Annotated in this window: 17 protein-coding genes; 9 read left to right on the top strand and 8 right to left on the bottom strand. The window is 60.3% G+C overall.

Going from position 1 to position 19,038, the window contains the following annotated elements:
• Nucleotides 1–222 precede the first annotated feature (222 nt).
• The 4 genes from A6V37_RS24385 to A6V37_RS24370 are packed head-to-tail and all read right to left on the bottom strand — an operon-like array spanning nucleotide 223 to nucleotide 3,029.
• Nucleotides 223–954: a hypothetical protein gene (locus tag A6V37_RS24385; RefSeq protein WP_131799899.1), complete on the bottom strand. Its 732-nt coding sequence runs from the start codon at nucleotides 952–954 to the stop codon at nucleotides 223–225.
• A 58-nt stretch (nucleotides 955–1,012) separates the two neighbouring features.
• A complete protein-coding gene (locus A6V37_RS24380; RefSeq protein WP_064269485.1) occupies nucleotides 1,013–1,636 on the bottom strand; it encodes a glutathione S-transferase in 624 nt (207 codons plus the stop codon).
• A gap of 27 nt (nucleotides 1,637–1,663) precedes the next feature.
• Nucleotides 1,664–2,497, bottom strand: coding sequence for a PhzF family phenazine biosynthesis protein (locus A6V37_RS24375; RefSeq protein WP_064269484.1), 834 nt, complete (start codon nucleotides 2,495–2,497; stop codon nucleotides 1,664–1,666).
• 40 nt (nucleotides 2,498–2,537) lie between these two features.
• Entirely contained in the window at nucleotides 2,538–3,029 is a 492-nt protein-coding gene (locus tag A6V37_RS24370) for a gamma-glutamylcyclotransferase family protein (protein ID WP_064269483.1), read from the bottom strand.
• A gap of 223 nt (nucleotides 3,030–3,252) precedes the next feature.
• Between A6V37_RS24370 and A6V37_RS24365 the strand changes: the two genes are divergently transcribed.
• Together A6V37_RS24365 and A6V37_RS24360 are read left to right on the top strand one after the other, a co-directional pair.
• Complete coding sequence (locus A6V37_RS24365; protein ID WP_064269482.1) at nucleotides 3,253–4,737, top strand: aminotransferase-like domain-containing protein; 1,485 nt, start codon at nucleotides 3,253–3,255, stop codon at nucleotides 4,735–4,737.
• Between the two features lie 112 nt (nucleotides 4,738–4,849).
• Nucleotides 4,850–5,485 (top strand): nuclear transport factor 2 family protein, encoded by a 636-nt coding sequence (locus A6V37_RS24360; protein WP_423213135.1) that lies wholly within the window; start codon nucleotides 4,850–4,852, stop codon nucleotides 5,483–5,485.
• Here the strand turns inward: A6V37_RS24360 and A6V37_RS24355 are convergent.
• The 3 genes from A6V37_RS24355 to A6V37_RS24345 form a co-directional block, all read right to left on the bottom strand.
• Nucleotides 5,482–5,664 carry a hypothetical protein gene (locus A6V37_RS24355; protein ID WP_064269481.1) on the bottom strand — a complete coding sequence of 61 codons (183 nt, stop codon included), beginning with the start codon at nucleotides 5,662–5,664 and terminating at the stop codon, nucleotides 5,482–5,484. The two genes, A6V37_RS24360 and A6V37_RS24355, sit on opposite strands and share 4 nt — an antisense overlap.
• A gap of 761 nt (nucleotides 5,665–6,425) precedes the next feature.
• Nucleotides 6,426–7,979, bottom strand: coding sequence for a sensor domain-containing diguanylate cyclase (locus A6V37_RS24350; protein ID WP_341272024.1), 1,554 nt, complete (start codon nucleotides 7,977–7,979; stop codon nucleotides 6,426–6,428).
• A 1,289-nt stretch (nucleotides 7,980–9,268) separates the two neighbouring features.
• Nucleotides 9,269–12,091, bottom strand: coding sequence for an AAA family ATPase (locus A6V37_RS24345; protein ID WP_064286415.1), 2,823 nt, complete (start codon nucleotides 12,089–12,091; stop codon nucleotides 9,269–9,271).
• A 217-nt stretch (nucleotides 12,092–12,308) separates the two neighbouring features.
• Between A6V37_RS24345 and A6V37_RS24340 the strand changes: the two genes are divergently transcribed.
• Entirely contained in the window at nucleotides 12,309–12,788 is a 480-nt protein-coding gene (locus tag A6V37_RS24340) for a conjugal transfer protein TraD (RefSeq protein WP_064269479.1), read from the top strand.
• A 261-nt stretch (nucleotides 12,789–13,049) separates the two neighbouring features.
• Here the strand turns inward: A6V37_RS24340 and A6V37_RS24335 are convergent, their stop codons facing one another.
• Nucleotides 13,050–15,041 carry a ParB/RepB/Spo0J family partition protein gene (locus tag A6V37_RS24335; RefSeq protein WP_244174051.1) on the bottom strand — a complete coding sequence of 664 codons (1,992 nt, stop codon included), beginning with the start codon at nucleotides 15,039–15,041 and terminating at the stop codon, nucleotides 13,050–13,052.
• Nucleotides 15,042–15,260: 219 nt separating this feature from the next.
• Here A6V37_RS24335 and A6V37_RS24330 point away from each other — a divergent pair, with 219 nt between their 5' ends.
• The 6 genes from A6V37_RS24330 (at nucleotide 15,261) to A6V37_RS24300 (ending at nucleotide 19,034) form a co-directional block, all read left to right on the top strand.
• Nucleotides 15,261–15,674, top strand: coding sequence for an antirestriction protein (locus tag A6V37_RS24330; RefSeq protein WP_064269478.1), 414 nt, complete (start codon nucleotides 15,261–15,263; stop codon nucleotides 15,672–15,674).
• A gap of 52 nt (nucleotides 15,675–15,726) precedes the next feature.
• The gene (locus A6V37_RS24325) at nucleotides 15,727–16,560 is read left to right on the top strand and encodes a DUF932 domain-containing protein (RefSeq protein ID WP_064269477.1); all 834 of its coding nucleotides are present in this window, start codon (nucleotides 15,727–15,729) and stop codon (nucleotides 16,558–16,560) included.
• Between the two features lie 53 nt (nucleotides 16,561–16,613).
• On the top strand, nucleotides 16,614–16,967 hold the full coding sequence (locus A6V37_RS24320) for a hypothetical protein (RefSeq protein ID WP_242665844.1): 354 nt from the start codon (nucleotides 16,614–16,616) through the stop codon (nucleotides 16,965–16,967).
• A complete protein-coding gene (locus A6V37_RS24315; protein ID WP_064286414.1) occupies nucleotides 16,960–17,217 on the top strand; it encodes a hypothetical protein in 258 nt (85 codons plus the stop codon). Before A6V37_RS24320 ends, A6V37_RS24315 begins: the two co-directional genes overlap by 8 nt.
• A 54-nt stretch (nucleotides 17,218–17,271) precedes the next feature.
• Nucleotides 17,272–17,634, top strand: a complete 363-nt coding sequence (locus A6V37_RS24310; protein ID WP_064269475.1) for a single-stranded DNA-binding protein — start codon at nucleotides 17,272–17,274, stop codon at nucleotides 17,632–17,634.
• Nucleotides 17,635–18,323: 689 nt separating this feature from the next.
• Nucleotides 18,324–19,034: a DUF7673 family protein gene (locus A6V37_RS24300; protein WP_064269474.1), complete on the top strand. Its 711-nt coding sequence runs from the start codon at nucleotides 18,324–18,326 to the stop codon at nucleotides 19,032–19,034.
• Nucleotides 19,035–19,038 lie beyond the last annotated feature (4 nt).

The raw sequence follows: 19,038 nt of genomic DNA, 5'->3' as shown, positions 1-19,038 counted from the left end.
CACCGGCCGGAGGCCCTCGGTAAGCGGGGCTCAAACAGAATCGGCCGAACCGGGTCTCGCGTCGCTTTGACCGGCGCCGACCGACGGTGCACTATGCGAGGGGCACAAGCCGTGCCAGCGGCAGTCATCAGGACGTTGTCTCCAAGAGATCTGCGGCAGTTCGCTGCTGCATACGTCGGGCTGTTTCCGAAGCCGTAGCAGTTCAAGTTGATATCGGATGGATTACCGCGATGCTTCCGTGAATGGTTGCCCAGCAGCGATCTTCTCAACGAGGGCCACGGCACCTGGCGCACCACCGTGTGAAGCAATCCATTGAATCGTACGACATGCTGCCTTTGCGTAAAGTTGGTGGTCCACCAGTGCGGTCTTATTCCACTCGAACATGCCGGCAGGCAGATAGGTGGGGGCCGGAACCAGACAGCGGTTCGCTTCGCTAGCAGGCGACAGATATCGGAGATCATTGGATGAGTACATCGCTATGCCTTCGTCAAACCAGATGGGGATTCGTCCCGTTGCGAACGCCCATAGGCCAATACGGTGGTGTAATTCGTTCATCGAGAGTTCGTGAGCGGCAATGGTCACGTTGCTGCCTCGTGGAGATAGCACGGCTACCTGGTCAAAGAGCGACATGCCCCTTCGCCTGCCGCCACCGAGGCGACGGAAACAATCATCGTCCGAGCAAACAAGAATCCGGGGCGTCGCTTCGAGCGGCCCCCAGAATTGGGTCAGTTTCCTGCGAGCCTGCTCGACCGTACCGACGATTGCAAGGCGCTCGTCTTCTCCGGTCTTCTTCTGAACATAGATTTCGGGCCGCACTTCCTGAAAGCCATAACATGCGGGACAGACTGCAGCGGCGGAAGAAGGTAACGCATAGACCGTTCCTGCTATGACTGTAGCAAGTATTGCGAGAGTGCCGACGCCAGCGATGCGAAGCGTTTTTCTAATCATTTGCATCAACCGTTTGCTTGACGAGAGGAATAACCGTTTATATCGGAGCTGGACCGGGCGAGCGTCACGGGGTGCCATTTCGTCCATGCAACATGAACGCCGGACGCTGACTCAGTCGCTCAAACCAGGACTGCACAGCGGGCAGTTCCGGGCGCTCCATCGGCGTCATATACCACCGGTTCGTGGACAGTCCAAGCACCACGTCGGCGAGCGTGAAGCCAGGGCCTGCGGCATATGCACCGGTTTTCTCGAGCTGTGCGTCGAGCATCTGCATGTGTCGATTCCAGCTCGCAACGCTGATTGCGAGAGCTTGCGGGTCGTTGTGCGCCGGGCTCTTGCGCACCAGAGCCATAAACGCAAAGCGCCAGGCATTATTTAGCTCCGTGGCCTGCCAGTCCATCCACTGCTCGACGCGTGACCGATTCTCCGGATCTGCAGGAAGAAGATCGCTTCGCTGACTCCGGCTCGCGAGATACCTGCAGATCGTGTTCGACTCCCATAGGACCAACGAGCCATCCTTGATCACGGGCACCATTGCATTGGGATTGAGTTCTACGAATTCGGGCGCTTCTGTAGACCTATACCCTGAACCCCATTCCTCGTGCTCATAACTCATCTCCATCTCGGCACACAGCCAGAGCACCTTTCGCACGTTAATCGAGGAGGATTTGCCGAGGATTTTGAGCATGATTGTTACCTTTCAAGAGATGGACGTTCAGGACCGCATGATCCGCGCAGTACCGGAGACGCGGATTGAGCTTCCGCAGTTCGGTGTGATGTCGGCTCGCAGGTAAGAGCGCATGCCCATGTCCTCGCCCTGAACGACCTCAATTGCCCCCGCATGCGGCCACCGGATGTCCCGCAGGTACCCGGCGAGGGCAGCCGTCGCTGCACCGGTCGCAGGATCTTCGTACACTCCGCCATACGCAAATGGGTTGCGCGTGCTGAAGCACTGCTGCGTCTCGGCGTGCCCTAACAGAATGGTTGTCCACCCTTCCCGGATCATCAGCGCCCTGCCGGCATCGAATTCGTACTTCATCGCCGCCAGGGCCTGCCGGCTGTCAAGCATCAGCAGCAGATGACCTGCACCTGCATGAATGAGTGCGGGCGGGATGCGGAAGTCCAGATCCCTGTCCGTGTAGCCGAACAGATCCAGCGCCGCAGAAACGAGCGGGGCCGGAACCGGGGCGCTGCGCGTGGGTGGCGATTGCAGGGCAGCCATAACGAGATCACCTGTGCGCCACGCCTCGACCGTAATCTCGGCCTGGTTGAGAACCAGGGCGAATACACCGTCGCCGTGCCTGAGCGCTAGCGCTGCGCCGAGGGCAATCGTTGCATGTCCGCAGAATGGCACTTCGGATGCCGGTGAGAAATAGCGCACCCGCCAACCGCTACCCGCTCGAGCGGCAAAGGCCGTCTCCGAGAATCCAACTTCCGCTGCGATCCCCTGCATTTCGGTACTCGTCGGGAGTTCATTGACGATGACGACTCCCGCGGGATTACCTCCGGCATCCCCGTCGGAGAATGCAGCAATCCTGAGGACTTCCATTTCTTCTCCTTGATCAAAACAGTAGTACGTTGCAAGTGACTCAATCTGCCCCGGTTGATGCGCCATCTGGAAATCCCAGTTGCCGAACGAGATTTTTCCAGCGCGTGCAATAGGCGGGGTCGTGGTTCGAGTCGACGGGAGGGTCCCGGTGCACCATGCTGATGGCCGCCACAGGCCTGGCATCCTCGTCGGCGTTCACGAGGATTGCCGTAAATGGCTCGGGACGGTAGTCGTGCAGGCCGGCGTACAACGTGTCCATCTCCCGATGCGTCAACCGGAACAGCATGCCGTACGCCCGTCCTCCGTGCGAACGCAGCAGCATCGCTTTTGCCCCGAGGATTACGACGTGATCCTCGACCAACGCCGCCCGCGGGTCGCGCGGCACGACGCCTTTGGAGGAAAGCAGTTCGGCATCCATGTTGAGGCCGTAGAAGAACACGTCAAAGGTATGTTCCTGAGCCTTCGAAATTGCCGCGTTTCGCTGCGTGGCGCCCGGGAAGTCGCGGCAGGTAGATTCAGTGATCGTCGTCATATCCATTCAAGCCAATAAAGTGTCATGTGCAGACAGCAATCTATCGACATCACCGCGCTGGGGATGCCTGCAAGCTGGTGGAAAGTACTCACCAATCTGAATATCAGCGCAAATCAAGATGTAGTTTTCAAAAGACCACCTGAAGCAGTCGATTGGTAACTTAAACTACCTTCATACCAATGTTAATATCCAATTTCAAATTGGATATGAGTAAGGGCTCGACATGGTGACACCGTCAACGCTGGACAAGCTTGGCTTCCAGCCCGATCCCAAAGCGTCCCAGCCGCTCTACGTTCAATTGACCGCGGCCCTCTCTGACGCAATCCGCACCGGCCGTATCGCTATCGGATCGAAGTTGCCTTCCGAGCGCATCTACGCCGGAGAATTGGGCGTCAGTCGTACGACCGTCACCGCCGCCTATCAGGAGCTGAAAGACTCGGGCCTGGTACGGGGTTATGTGGGAAGAGGAGCGATAGTCGTTGCTGACAACCCGGATCGATCGTCCATCGACACGGTCGCCTGGTCGCGACTCGGACGACTTGCTCAACCTCGCAGTACCGCCACAGATTCCGGCCTTATCTCCTTCGGGGACGGCTGGCTGCATCCGGGTCTCACGCCTCATGCCGCACTTGCGGGCTGCGCGGCAAGTGCGATGGAGGACGCGGATGTGTTGTCAAAGGCAGCGCCGATACTGGGGTACCCGGCTCTGCGCGAAGCGCTGAGTGACATGCTGTGCACGAATGGGGTGAATGCGACCTCCGGCGAGGTTCTCATCACCGGCGGTGCTCAGCAGGGCCTCAACGTCATCGCCCGCGCGCTGCTCTCGCCTGGCGATACGGTGGTCTGTGAAAGTCCTACCTGGCACGGTGCCTTTCGGGCCTTTCAGGCCACGGGAGCGCACGTGGTGAGTATCGCCATGGATCGCGAGGGAGTCGATCCGGATGCGCTGGAGGGCGCGCTGGGCCGACTACGGCCCAAATTTGTTTATCTCATCCCGACCTTCCACTGCCCGACAGGCCGGCTGCTGAGCCTGGAGCGTCGTCGCCGGATTCTGGCGATCTGCACCCGCTTCGGCACGCCGATCGTGGAAAGCAACGTCTATGGCGATATCGCCTTTGGCGACACGCCGCCCTCATTGAAGGCCCTCGACACGGCGGGCATCGTTATCCAGCAGGGGAGCGCGTCCAAGACCATCAGCGCTGCCTTGCGCCTTGGATGGCTTGTCGTACCCCGTGCCGCAGTGCCGCTCATCGCGCAAGCCAAAGCAAGCGAGGATCTCGCGACCCCCACCTTGACCCAGGCCGTCCTGACCAGGTTCCTGAAAAGCGGCGGCTACGTCCGCCACCTGCCGCAAATTCGCGCAGCGGTGCACGCGCGCCGTGACGCCCTGATCGATGCACTCGCAACGTGGTGCCCTGAACTGAACTATGTCATACCGCAAGGCGGGCTCTATCTCTGGGCGCAACTGCCCGAGGGTATCCACGCGCATCAGATCGAGGCTGTGGCCGCGAGCGAGGGCGTATCCGTTCGCAGTGGGGAGGCTTTCCTGCCCGATGGTGGGACATCTGGCCACATCCGGCTGTGTTACGCGGCTCCGGCTCTGGCAGACATTCCTGCTGGTATCCATCGCCTTGGTAAGGCCTTACGGACTGTGTTGCAGCAACAGAGAGATCCAGCCGCAGGAGCCTCCGCGTTTGCTTCGGTCTAGTGTTGAAGTTCGCAGATTCGGGGAGTGGACAAAATCTGGGGGAGGCACGCCGGGTCGAAACTGCAACAGTTGAACGAACACTCCCCCCACTTTTCGTCCGCTCCCAGCATTTGTGAACACCGACAGCAGCAGGCCATTCGGCGCGGGAGCGTCGATGCACTGGCAAGATCCGTCTCGTCGTCGCCACCTGCAGATGCTAAAGTCCTTGCAGCCGCCGGCTTCCAACGAAAAGAAGGGGACCGTCATGACAAACAGAAACTCCCTGCTCCAGCGCGCGGCAGCCGCCGCTGCGTTCTTCGCGCTGATCGCGAGCCATGTGGCCCGCGCCGAAGATAGCGTCGCGCCGGTTCATCCGGCCGTTCGCGATATTGCCCAGGAAGAGCGCAACCGCGCGCTGGTCGTGAACTTCTATGATGCGGTGTTCAACCGGCACGATCTCACGACTGCCAGCACCGTGCTCGCCCCGAATTACATTCAGCACAATCCGCACGTGCCCACCGGGTCCGCGCCGTTCATCAGCTTCTTTACCGAATACTTCAAGCATGCCCCCGATGCCCGTTCGGCCATCGTGCGCAGTGCGACCGACGGCGATCTCGTCTTCCTGCATGTTCACTCGACCAGCAACCCGCAAGACCGCGGCAACGCGATCGTGGATATGATCCGCGTCGAGCACGGCAAGATCGCCGAGCACTGGGATGTGATTCAACCCGTGCCCGAGCAGTCGGCCAACGACAACACGATGTTCTAGTCGATCCGGCTAAACACGATGTCTGCCGCGGGCCTCGCCTCGCGCAGCGCTGCTCCGTCCGGTTTCATGAACCGAGTCTCGGGGTTTTCGTCCTTGCTCATTCGAAGCACAGATGCGACGATCACGCCAAGGCTCGCGCCAAAGGACACCCCCACTCCCAAGCCAAGCAAGAATTCCATCGTTTCCCCCGATTGCCTTTGATTGCGGGATAGAAGCCAACCGTTCATTCACCGGCAGTGTGAAACCAGCAGTCGAAATGCGGCGCCCAGACCAGCAGTTTTTGATATCGCTAGACCTCAGCGTATGGTCCTCACGGAAATCGTCCGTGATCACGTTGTGCCTATGGCGCTCCTGTTGCATCGTGTAGATCATCTCGCCTGACGCGAGAAACAATACGGCAAGGGCAATACATAGCACGCGCTTCATGTTTTCGTTTTCCGTCTTCGCGGAAATGCGAATGAAGCATTGCCGACCTGATGGCGCTGTCATCCAGAGCGCCATCGAACTGGTTCGTTGCGCTTATGGTGGAGTGCGGCGACAAGAAGCACAGATGGCAGTGTCGCCAGGAGGGCGGCCGGAGTGTGTGTGAACATGATTTTCCCCGATTGGCGTACTGTTTTTCTGCTGCCGTTTGAACTTGCTCGATGCAGCGTCTTCGTGGTCTGCAATGTGTCTACGCAAATTGCGGACCATCCCTGATTTCATCAAGGCGGGCACCCGAGGCAGAGGCGGGGCGGTTCTTCCAAAGCTCTACACCTGCACGAACCGTTTCAATCCTGTAACGCTCCTGAGCGAAAGCGGCGGTATCAACCGGTCGACTTCGACGCTCTGGCAGTCCCCGCTTCTGTTGCAGCGGGCGAGCGAAGGCGGTGTTCATCCGCATCATGGACGCGAGCGCCGAAAACGTCGCAGAAATGAGAACAGGGTGCGCTGCAGTAGATCAACGTAAAGTCGTTGTCGATGAGAGAAAGCTACCCCGGGCGGCAAGTACCCGATTTCGCCCTTTTTCCTTTGCCTCATACAGTGCCTTGTCGGCCGCCAGTATCAGCGCCGCAGGCTCGTCCGCGCCTCGAATCGGGACCCAGGCATCAACACCTGCGCTTATCGTCACGAAGCCCGTTGGATTGCCCGAATGTTCAATTTCCAGAGCACGAATGGCGCTACGGATATTGTCCGCGATTGCCACGGCGCGGGCTACATCGGTGTCCGGAAGAAGCACTGCGATCTCCTCTCCACCATAGCGGGCAGCAAGATCTCCCGGACGTCCGGCGGTCAGATCCCTGATGAGGTGGCTAATCGTTCGCAGGCAGTCATCGCCTGCGGCATGCCCATAGATGTCGTTGTATTGCTTGAAGCAATCGACATCCAGCATGATCAGTGCAAGCGCACTCGCTTCACGCGCGGCGCGGCTGAATTCGTTATGCAATGCGACATCGAATTGACGGCGATTCGCGAGCCCGGTCAGGCCGTCCTGCATGGCAAGTCGTTCAAGCGTCCGATTGAGCGTTTCAAGGGTGGCGTGCGTCTTTGTCAGTTCCGCTTCGGCGGTCGTTCGCAATTCGATTTGCAGGATCAGATGCCAGCCGAACAAGCCCACCACAATGACAAGGCAAAGCACGCCAGCGGAATGCCAGACTGTGTCACTCCACCAATCGTGCAAAATCTCGTCCTTGGACAACGCAGCGGCTACAAAGACCGGGTAATTCGGGAGGCTTCGATAATTGTTCAGCCGCGTGACGCCATCCTGCGCCGACTTGATGAAAGCCGTTCCGGCCGGCCCCTGCGTCGTGTAATAGCGGTACAGCTCGGTTCCCTTCATGTTTTTGCCGATTATTTTTACGTCAAACGGTCGACGCATCAGCATCACGCCACTATCCAGGACGAGGGCAACGGCTCCCGCATTGCCGATCTGAAGGCTATCGTAAAACGTCTTGAAAAATTGGATATCGACGGTGGCCAACACAACGCCGCCGAAACTGCCACCCGGTTTATTGATTCTCCGTGAAACGGGAATAACCCATTTTCCACTCGATCTGCTTACTACCGGGACGCCAATGTGCGGACCAGGATCAGCGTTGTGTCGATGAAAGTTGAAATATTCGCGATCCGAGTTGTTGAATCGATCGAGTGGCACCGACGTGGAATTGACGATCCAGATTCCGTTTTCGTCAAATACAAACAGACCGTCAAGCTGGGAAAGCTCCTGCCGACGCATCACCAGAACGTCGTGCAACCGGTTAAGAGCAGCCGGGCCCGTGCCATCGTGCTGCACGCGCTCGACGATGCCCAGCAACGCCGTGTCTGCTTCCTTGAACGTGTCGTCGGCCTGCTGGGCCATTGCCCGTGAGAGATTCGAGGTGGCGACATCCATTTCGCCCAACTCGACTGCCCGTGCGGTCCAGCTTCGCCAGCCATCAAGCACGACGAGAGACAGGCACACGATCACCACGAAGGTGATCGCGCGCCAGATGATGGACGGTCGGTTCAAAATCAAACAATTCTCCGTGGGCGGCCTGGAGGCGCCTGGCGGCGGGGGGTTTTCTGCCGGGAAAGTCGCCATGTCCGTAAATGCGTAGCGAGTATATCGGCATCCGGGCTCACATCTTGACGTCCGAACACCTGCGAGAGGTCCGTGCCCGCCATCGCGTGTTCGCAACCGGAGACAGGCGAGCGCGCTGGAACGCACCAACTTCGGACGCTCCGCATTTGCGCAGAAGCCTGAATCGATCGATGCCCGCTCACACAACTAAAGTTGTTACTACGGTTGTGCATCGCAAAAATTCCAGCAAACCTCCTTCCCGCAAGGCTTCCGGGCCAAATCCCATTTCAACTAATGTTGTAACCATCGCGTCGACGTCGGCAACTAAAGCTGTAACGCGATGCGCAATTTCAACGAAAGTTGTATCGCAGTGCGCGGCGGGGGGCGGCCAGACGGTCGTCGCGCGCAAGGTCGGCGGCCTGTTCCAGCGGCGACGCGGGGGAAAGGCGCACCGGATGGCAAGGCGCGCGGGCAGTCACAACTTTAGTTGAAATTTAATAACAACTTTAGTTGTGTGAGCGCACATCACCCATAAAATTGGGGCCGTATCGCATACAGTTTTGATAACTGCTATTAGCAAAACCGCGCTTAATAGCCACAATTTGTCGAGGTATCAACGAAGGTCCGCAAATGATGTCAGGCATGACGGTCTCCGCTGTCGCCAGCGAGCCAGCGAAGGGCGACCTTGGATATCCCAACGTGCGCCCTATACTGGAAGGGAGCCGCGCGGAAGCCGGTCCTAACAGCAGCAAGGGGCTCGAAGTCGCCCCATAGGACGCGGTAGCGGGGCCACGGAAACGCCTGCGACAGAACGCGGGCGTTTTCTTTTGCACTGTTCAACCCTGATAACACCACTAATCGGGGTTGATTCTAATGTACTAGCTTTTGATCCACGAGTTCACCAAAGTAATTCCCAGCGCCGAAAGTCATTTTCAACCGTGACAGCCTGACTAATGGCCGTTGATTTTAATAGGACGAATTGCCCACGGATTCAATCGTCGAAACCAGAGTGTCATGATCTGAATCAGGCGATGCCAATCGGGGTCGTCTAACAAATCCTGCAATTATTGAAATCGTTTCCTTCTCATATGGAAAATGCAGAAAACGATCCCATTGCGCACAGCTCATCTGTTCGAGTGATTGATATGGTGGCCGCATCGCCTGAAGAGACCAGTCAGATCTGAATTGAGGACTCAGGTAATTCACGTAATTTTTATCTCATTCAGTTATTCTGATATCCGAAGTCAATCGCCGAATTCCGGCCCGCCTCGACCACGGTCCTTCGTACTTTGTGACCGGTCGAGCGCGACTGGCTCACTTGCCGCCTCACGCAATGGCGCCTTGGATTCGCTACGACGATTCTGCCGTTCCTCACGCGTCATGTCCGCAAAACGTCTGAACGTTCCGCTACGCGATCCCGGTAGCGTGCCTTCAGTTGCTCGCAGATCAAGTCCGCGTTGCTGCGCCCGCGCGGCGACGACCTCGTTCACCAGAGCAGCTGCCCGCTCGGCGCCGCTGAGCTCAACGAGTGCCCTCCAGGCACGATCGTCCCTCTCAACAACGTAACGGATCTCGCGTCGCATCGTGGAGTCACGGCGGTCTAGCGCAGCCCCTGCCCGTTTCAGCGCAGCACGCTCCTTTGCAGCCAGCGGCCTGCTGTCGCCCTTGGCGACCGACGCGCGGGATAGCGCGTCGGCATACTGTTCGACGGCCCGACCGAGCGTCATTTCCGTCCGTCGCGGCCGCGGCGCATTCGAAAATTCGACGCGTCGCTGGTTCAGTGTGTGCCGGTAGCCCGTCTCCGGCCGACGATCGCGATCCGGCCTTAGTTCGTGCTGTGCACTGAACGATTTTTCGTCGGCACGCGACAGGCTGCGCATCAGCGCCGTGCCGTCCGCAAATTCGTCCCGTCCGGCCGCCACAACCAGATTTTCCTTGTGCCGGGTCATCGCGACGTAGGCCAGTTCGGCGTGCATGCTCTTCGTGGCCAGCACATACGCGCCGTCGACTGTTACACCTTGGCTCTTGTGGACCGTGAGCGCGTAACCGTAATCGAAATGGCCGTACTGTGCCGTATCGACCGCGAGTCGCCGGCCGTCATCGAGCCGCACATGCAGGACGGCACCGGTCGCTTTCCTGTCCGCCGGCGCGTCGATCCGTTCGACGGCGCCCAGCGTCCCATTCTTGACCTGCATCACGTACTCGTTCTGCAGAAACACGATCCGCTCGCCGGCGGCGATCGCAATGTGCCGGTCTTCGGCTCGCACGGTCTGTTCGGCACCCAGCTCGCCGGCGGACCGTCGCAATTCGCGCACTCGCGCATTCAGCGCGCAGCGCTCTTCGTTGGTATGAGTCAGCAGCAACAGGTCCTTGCCAGGGCTTCTCCGGCGATCATCCTGCCATTGCGCAATCAGCTGCTCGCGCGCGTCACCGACGGTGGCATACAGCTGCACGCCACCGCGCTCCGCATACGCGGACACCGCCGTTTGCACATCATGCCGGGCCAGCGCCAACGTTGCTTCGCGCTGCCAGGCCTCGTTCTGGCGCTTGATCTCGGTCAGGCTTTCCAACCGGTCCCCGGCGAGCGCTTCGCGCGATACCGCGCGGAAAGCATCGCCTGCATCGACCGCATGCAGCTGCCACGCATCGCCCACCAGGCGTACGCGCGCACCGGCCGCCTGCGCGTGGCCGAGCAGTTTTTCCATTTGCCGCGAGCCGACCATGCCGGCCTCGTCGATCACCAGAACCGTTTTTGCATCGAGCGTAACGGTGCCGCGCTCGATGCCCGAAAGCAGACTGTGCAGCGTCCGGCTCGCGATGCCGGCATCGCGCTGCATATCGTCGGCCGTCTTACCCTGCAGCGCTGCGCCGACTACGCGCAGCCCGTCCGCCTCGAGCGCTTCGCGTGCTGCCGCGAGTACGTAGCTTTTGCCGGTACCCGCTGCGCCATTCACGACCACCAGCTGGGCGCCGCCGGCGAGCGCAACAAAAGCCGCATCCTGCCCCGCATTGAACTGTCGGGTCGCACGCAGCATTTCACGCGCTGCGGTATCGCCCACCGCAGCATCGCCGGCATGACTCATTTCACGCGCGCGTTCGACCAGTCGTACCTCGATCGCACGCAGATCCGCTGACGTGAACCACTCGCCCGCCCGTCCGGAATCCTTTAGCGCCAGCAGTTCCTTCGAATTCATCAGGCGCGCGTAAACCTGCCGGAACTGTTCGGCCCCGTCGGTGTTGCGAAACACGAACTGCTCGACGTCGCGTCGTGAGAACGTGGATTGGTTGACCGTCAGGGCGGCGACGGCGATCGCCGGATTGATCAGTAGCCGCTGGCCGTTGCGGAATGCGCGCTGGCGGTTCTCTTCCAGCACACTCGCCATCACGCCGCGCTCTCCCGCGTAGCGCGCGACGCCCACCTTGACCGACGGCTCCAGTTCGATGCCCAGCGTCCGGTAGCTGCGGTGGTCGATGCGGGCCTCGATGCCCACCCGCGCCATGAAGTGATTTGCCGTGACGGCCCATTCTTCGCGCACGTCGCGCACGAACTGCCGGCTGCTCAGATAGCGGTCTTTTCCAGCGCCGCCCTTTTCAGGTTCCGTTGCATTCCAGCGCCTGAAATATTGCTCCGGATCACGCGCGATGCCGTCGTTCACGCGTTCCGTGAACATGATGTGTGCGTGCGGCTGTTCGAGTCCGTCGCTTGCCGCCGGATTGTGGATCGCCCACGTGTACGCGTGACGCTCGCCGAGCGTGTGTTCAACGAACTCGCGCACGAGCGCGACGCGCTGTTCATCGTCCAGTTCGCGCGGTATCGAAACCTCGATTTCCGTGTACGGTCGACCATTCGCGCGTTCATGGGTGTCCGCGGCCTGCCAGAAAATGCTCGCGTCATGTGCGGCCCACGCCGGCATGTTGCCGCTCTCGGTCATCTTCAGGTCGCCGCGCTCCTCGTACCGGCCGCCGCGGGAAATGTAGGCGTAGTGATCCTCACGCGCAATGTACTTGGCGTGCTCGCCAGCGGCGGCTTTCCTGCCTGCTTTCACGCTTAGGTGGTAGGTTGGCATGGCGGATTGGCATTTGTCTTACCATAAGCTGTTTCCATGCTAGCATGGAAACGCGGAAGCGCGCTTTGACCCGCTTTGCTCGCCAGATTTTACGTGGCCCATCCTTGCTAAACCGGTTTGCGATTTTTCATCATCCGGAATGGCCTGACAGGAAGGAGCCGATGGTCTGCCTGCGCTGTCGCCCAACGCAACCTGAAACTGATCCAGGAGAAACATGATGGCAAACGCCGAATGGCTCACGGAACACGTCCAGTACATCAAGGGTTTGAAGTCGCCCACCGCCACCCAATCGCTGCTGGTCGAACTCGCTGCGATTCCGAATCCAACCGCGCAGGAGTCGCGCCAGCTCGACAAGCTGGTCCGGCTTGAAAAGATCAACCAGAAGGCCGACGTAATGAAGGCCGAAGCGGCCCGCATGCTTAGCGCACGGCGCGAGGATCAGCGCAAGGCGCACACGCGCGAACTTATCGATCTCGGCGGCGTCGTTTCAACGGTTGATTTTCCGGTGGATCGCGGCACGCTGACCGGTGCGCTGCTATGGGCGCTTGATCAGTTCAGGGCGGATGGCGATCTGCAGCGGACGCTCAAAAAACGCGGTGACGCTTTCATCGCTGAGCGCGAAAGTGAGAAGAAGGTGCAAGCGCAGGGCAGCACAGAGGCAACTGCTAAAGCGGCGGCGGAGAAGGTTTCCGCGTAACGCACGACGCCCGACTGGATGGCCCTCCGGGCTGCGCTCTGGCGCGGCGGTTTCCCTGCACCTAAGGCGCGGCAAGGTCCCTGTCGATTCGCGCGCCTCAATCCGAACGCTCACGCGTGCGCAACTGGCGCTGTCGGGTTGGGTGCGGGAGAATGCACTTGCAGGAAGGTGGGCGATCAGCCCGCTGCGGTGAAAATCGGGCCGCACGAATTGCGACCCGGGAGGCGTTGCCCGAGCCGTCCGGCCCGGGCTTGTTTCACACTAGCGCGTCTGCTTGCGCTTTGTTTCGCCCTTATCGTTTGCCTTGCGCTTTCTTAGCACTTCCGGAAGCCAGCCCGATTCGGCAATCCGAAGCTCTGCACCTGCGGCCGCGTCGCCCTTCTTCATGCCTTGCAGTTCCGCGGCCGATTCCACCGAGACCGCCTCGGTCACTACGTCGATGATCCTCGCTTTCGATACGTGATTCAGATAACTTTGCTGCGTCGGCTTCCAGTAGTACGCCATGTTTATCTGCATTACATCCGCGAGCGTGTTGATGGGGTGGATGCGATCCGTCGAACTCACACTGTCGAGCGTCGCGGCCACGCAGAACGCAAACAGCCTGGCCATCACGTCCGATTCCTGTTTCAGCAGCCATGGCAGCAGGTCGTCAACGTCCTTGGGCAGCAGCTTTGCCCACTTCGCCCGGTCGGCCTCAATTTGCGTAAAAGCCACGCTCGACTCCATGTCGTCCGCCTCGCGCACCAGCGCATCGCGCGAGGTGTGTGCGTCGATCTTCACGGCGCTTTCGGCATACGCAAACCGGTAGCGCTCGTCGAACACGGTGGGAATCAGCCGGTTCATGAAAGCGGCCAGTGCGACGACTGGACGGCGGGAAAGCTCGGCCTGCACGGCAGCGGTCCGGTGCGCCGTCAGACGGCGGCACAGCTTTTCCCCGTGCAGCGGCTTCTCTTTGGGTTGCGGGTCAGCTGTCGCCATGCCTGCCTCGCCATCGCTCGCGTCGTCCTTCGGATACACGCGCGCCACATCGTCGCGCTTCACCAGTCCGCGCTCGATGTTGAGCTCGCCATCCTGGTCGATCGTGATGAACACCCCGCCCATTTTCATGTCGTCGTCGGCCCAGGTTTCAAGACGCTCTCCGAAGGTGTGGACCTGGTCGTTCAGCGCATACGCCTGTTCTTCCAGTGGCTCGCGCTGTGCATCGTCCTCGTCGGCTTCGCTGTCATTGTAAGTATTAAGCTTCGCATCGGCTTCGTCGCGCTTAGCAATTAGCGCGTCGAGCTCGGTCTGCTCGTCAGTCGTAAGCTCACGCGAAAACGACGGCAACCGTCCATAGGCCATGACTTCGCCATAGTCTCGCTTCGTGCGCGTTTCGACCCAGGCCCATCCTTCCTTGGCGACTTCCTGCGACGCCGCCACCAGTCGTTCGGTGGCCAGCTTGTGCAACAGATCCGGATCGGCGATATAACCAGCGTTCTCCGCGTCGCTGAACAGGTCGCGCCGTACATGGCCACCGGCGGCCTCGTAGGCGTCCAGACCGACGAATCTGGCCAGATGGCTGCGGCTCGCATCGATCTCAGTGCCGGTGATCGCGGCACGCAGTTCGCGCGGTTCGCGTTGCCATGCCTCGGTCGCCTCCGACCACACCCGCTGCTGCAGATCGTGATCGTCGGCCAGCGCCAGCGCCGTAACCTGGTCGATATTCATTTCGTCGTTGCGAAACAGGTTCAGCAGATTCGGCGAGACGTTCGCCAGTTTCAGCCGCCGCCGCACCATCAAGAGTGAGATTCTGAACAGCGCCGCGATGTATTCGATGCTTTTGCCTTCCCCGGCCAGCATCCGGAACGCTTCGCACTGATCTGCCGGGTGCATCGGCTCATGCTGGTTTTCCAGCAGCGACGCCGCGACGGCTTCGGCCTCGCTGACAACCTTGACCGGAACGGGATGGTCCGTCGTGATCTTGCCCCGTTCGAACAGGAGGTCGAGCGCGGCGAGACGGCGCTGACCGGCGCACACGCCGAGTTTTGCCTTTTTCGCGCGTGAACCCTTCATCGCGTGCACGACCAGGTTCTGCATCAGTCCCTTGGCCTCAATGGCAACAGCCAGCTCCTCAATTCCGGTCGGCGCTTTTTTGCGCACGTTCGACGGTGATTTGCAAAGCAGCCCATAGGCAACGTACTCGATCTTCGTTTCGTTGCCGAAACTGGTTTCAAGTACGGTCTCGGTAATTCTGTTTTCAACAGATACAGTCACGGTTTATCTCCGGTTTCGGACCACAACGGAATGTCGGGCCACGCTTATATGTTAGGTCTAAAAGACCTATTACACAAGAATAAACCGATCAACAATATTAATCACCAATCACGCATAGTTAACAACATCAATCCAATTATTCCTTGATTTAAGGTCTAAAAGACCTATTATTAAAGCGTGGCCCGACATTCCGTTGTGGTCCGAAACCGGAGATAAACCGTGATTGATAATGAATTCAAGGTATCGTCGAGCGTCGTTGCGGAAGAGCTGCGCCTTAACTTTCTTCCTCACTACCTGGGTGCGCATCATCTCGAGGGCGAAGCACTGGTGTACGACTGGGCACGCCGTCTCTGCCGTGCCTACAACGGTGGATCATGGAATTTCTTCCAGCTGTCCAACGGCGGTTTTTACATGGCCCCTGAGCGCTGTGGGCGAATGCACGTCCGGTGGCACATGAACGGCTACAACGACATGATGGGCGCCGACGCATTCGGCATCGTCGTCACGCTGTTTGCCCTGTGCCATCTGGCCGAAAAGTGTGGCAACGACACGATCATCGGTCACTACCACGCACTGCGCGCCTACGCGGCCCAGCACGTGGAAGCCGCCAACATCCTCCGCGCAATTGACTAACCGACCAGCCCTGGCCTGCGGGCCGGGGCTGATCCCGATATTGGGGAACAGCATGGACACCACTTACCTGACAAACCGCTTCAGCCGCACTGCAGTTGGCACACGTTCGGATCGCCCGCTGACGAATGACGAGATTGCGGAGGTTGCCCCGTCGATCTTTGCGCTGTCCGCACACGAAAGCCGCTCGGAGCGCTACAGCTATATCCCGACCAGCGATGTGCTGGACGGCCTGCGCAAGGAAGGCTTCCAGCCTTTCATGGTCTGCCAGACCCGCGTACGCGACGACGACAAGCGCGCCCACACGAAACACATGGTCCGTCTGCGGCACGCGGACCAGATTACGGGCCATGAAGCCAACGAAATCATCCTCCTTAACAGCCACGATGGCACCAGCAGCTACCAGATGATCGCGGGCATGTTCCGGTTTGTCTGCCAGAACGGCATGGTCTGCGGAGACACCGTTGGCGATATCCGCGTGCCCCACAAGGGCGACGTGATCGGCGAGGTGATCGAGGGGGCGTTCAGGGTGCTCGACGGCTTCGAGTCGGCGACCCGGCAGCGCGAGGGAATGGCCGGTCTGGCGCTGACCGACGGAGAACAGGCCGCTTTCGCGCGGGCCGCGCTTGCGCTGCGGTACGACGATGACAAGCCAGCTCCCATTACTGAACGTCAACTCCTGACACCGCATCGCATGGAGGATCGTGCCCCGGACCTGTGGACGACGTTCAATCGCGTGCAGGAAAACATGATCAACGGCGGTCTGCGCGGTCGTAATGCGAATGGCCGGGGTACCACGACCCGCCCCGTGACCGGCATTGACCAGAACATCAGGCTCAACCGCGCCCTCTGGGTCCTCGCTGACGAACTGCGCCGCCTGCGCGGCTAACCGGTATGCCCCGGCCTGCCGGTCGGGGCATACCCTCACGATAGGGACATCAAATGGATACCGTTCATATCCGACCTACATGGCTAACCGCACTCTTTCCCCTGCTGGCCGTCTGGCAGTATGGCGACCGGTCGGTGGTGCGCGCCGAACTGCTGCGCATGGCGCTGTCGGCCGACGCTGCTGCGAGGTCAGCCGAAGCGCTCAACCGCATCGCAAACATGCTTGACGGCGACAGTCACGCGATCGAGATGCACCGCGACGAACTTCGTGCAATCGCACGGGCCGCCCTGTCCGAGTTCGACCGGGTGCCGCCGCGCGCCCCCCTGCCGGCCTCCTCCGACGCGGACCTTTATCACGCCTTTCCGCCTAAGCCTGCAGACACCCCCGGGAGATCACACCATGCATGACGCAACCGACACGATTGTTCATGGCGTAGACGGCGCACTCGCGCTGCGCCGGGGTATCGGCGAACTCGCCCGCATCGACGTGTTTGATGAAGACGGCGATATCTTGCTGTTCACCGCCCCTGCCGACTGGTTGCCCGGACAGATCAATGTAGCGGTCCAGGCCTACCGGCGCGGCGCCAAGCACGGCGAGTTGTCCGGCGAGCGCAAAGCGCGCTACGCGATCCGGCGCTCGCTCGGCATTCACCAGTAGCACCCCACGTTCCGCAGTCCTTCATCGTTTCCCACACATATAGGAGTACATATCATGAACAGGCTTTTCTTTACTGGCCGCCTTGCTGCGACCCCGGTTCTCTCGAATCACGGTGATTCGAGGGTGGCAAAATTCACCCTGATTTCCAACGAGTACGCCGGTCGCGACGAAGGCAGCGGCGAAGCGAAAGAGCGTCAGGTGCGAATCCAGTTTACTGCCTTCGGTTCGCGCGGTGAGGCCATCGCCAGAAACGTCCTGAAGGGCGATCAACTGATCGTTGAAGCCAGGCTGTCGAACAACGACTTCCGGGACGGCCAGGGCGTCGAGCGTTACGGCTACAACTTCACTGTTGACGACTTCGAATTCGGCGCACCGGGTGAACTGAAGCGGGCGCAACTCGCGCGACGTCAGGAATAATCCCTTTCGGCCCCGGTCCATGCCGGGGCCGTTGACCGGTACAGGGGATGACGCTGGAACCGTGGGCGGTGGCGATATTCCGCACAGCCTCGCACCTGCCTGAAGATAGCATCATCAGCATGCGCGCCCCAGCCGGCCGGTAGGGCTGGCTCCTTCCTGCCAGACCCTGAGTGCGGATAACCGCAGGCGTCACGCGCGCGCCGGCGCGCCCGGATTGAGGCGCACGGGGACCCGCGCCGGCAGGCGTGGGGAGAGCGCCGGCGCGGCGCTGTAACGCCGGGACAATCCGGTCAGGCGCAAGCAGACCACGACCGGGGTCGTCAAGCAGTCGCAGGCTGCGTGATTCCCCCACGGCGAAGCCGTGGGGGCTGGATCCAGGACCGGCTTGCGAACCGTCGAGCCCCGAGTTGTCGTACGATCCGGTACACAGACTGAATCAGCAGGAGTAGATAGGAAAGGCAGAGGCGCCGAAGGACCGGGACGTCTCAAGCCACACAGGGTTGTGGCCTGGCGCCGACAAAAGCAGGACACTGGCGCTGGTTACAGGGACGTAGATTTCCGCAGTATGGTCTTGGTGCTTGCGCCAGCCGAAGCTCTGGATGCGGCGGTGTCGTTCGGCACCGCTCCTATTATCACTGAACACGGGCATGAGACCGAAGCCCTCTACGCCAGACAAGCAAGGTAACACCATGAACATTCCGCCTCGCCCACAAACGCACCGGATTACCAGCGAGGTGCCCGAGCACCTGCTCGAGGCGTTCCAGCATACCCTCACGGAGTTTTTTGCGAATGCGCACGGCGGCCTGACGCCAGCGCAGCGTGCAGCCGAGATCCGCGCGGGAGATCGGGACCGCGGCCTCGATTCGCTCCTGCAGCTTGTCGATGTTGCCGAAGGCGTTACAGAACAGGCGGAGACCGTCGCGGAATTTCTCGCGGGCCTGTACAACGGAACCGACTACCGATTCGATCTCACGGCGCTGCGTGCACTGGACGACGATCTTTTCGAGCACTGCCTGGCCGTTCTGCGGCTCGATCATCGTCCCGACGTTGAGGTGCATCGTTATTTTCCCGACGGACAGCAGCGGTGGCAGCGGATAATCGCACGCTGGAATCTGGACAAACGTCCCGCACCTGAGCCGCCTCCTGTTCGCGGCGAACGCTATCAGGCGCGCTATGTGACGCATTCGGAGGCGCCCGGCTATCGTCATGTCACGTTGGTTGTCGCGATCGACGGGGATCCAGCCCGCGAGTTGCCGATCGAGCTACACTTTTCGGCGGCGGATTCCGAGGGCATCGCGCGCGATCTTGTGGAGACTCATCGTCTGGCATGGGCGCCTCGCGAGCACCGCGACGGCCCCATCGACAGGAAGGAAGGCGAGCGCCGGCCCTTGTGGCTTTAAGAAT

It is taken from the genome of Paraburkholderia ginsengiterrae (genome assembly GCF_001645125.1).
Classification (GTDB): Bacteria; Pseudomonadota; Gammaproteobacteria; order Burkholderiales; family Burkholderiaceae; genus Paraburkholderia; species Paraburkholderia ginsengiterrae.
The sequence above is the reverse complement of the archived record's forward strand: the minus strand, read 5'-3'. Positions and strand labels throughout refer to the sequence as shown.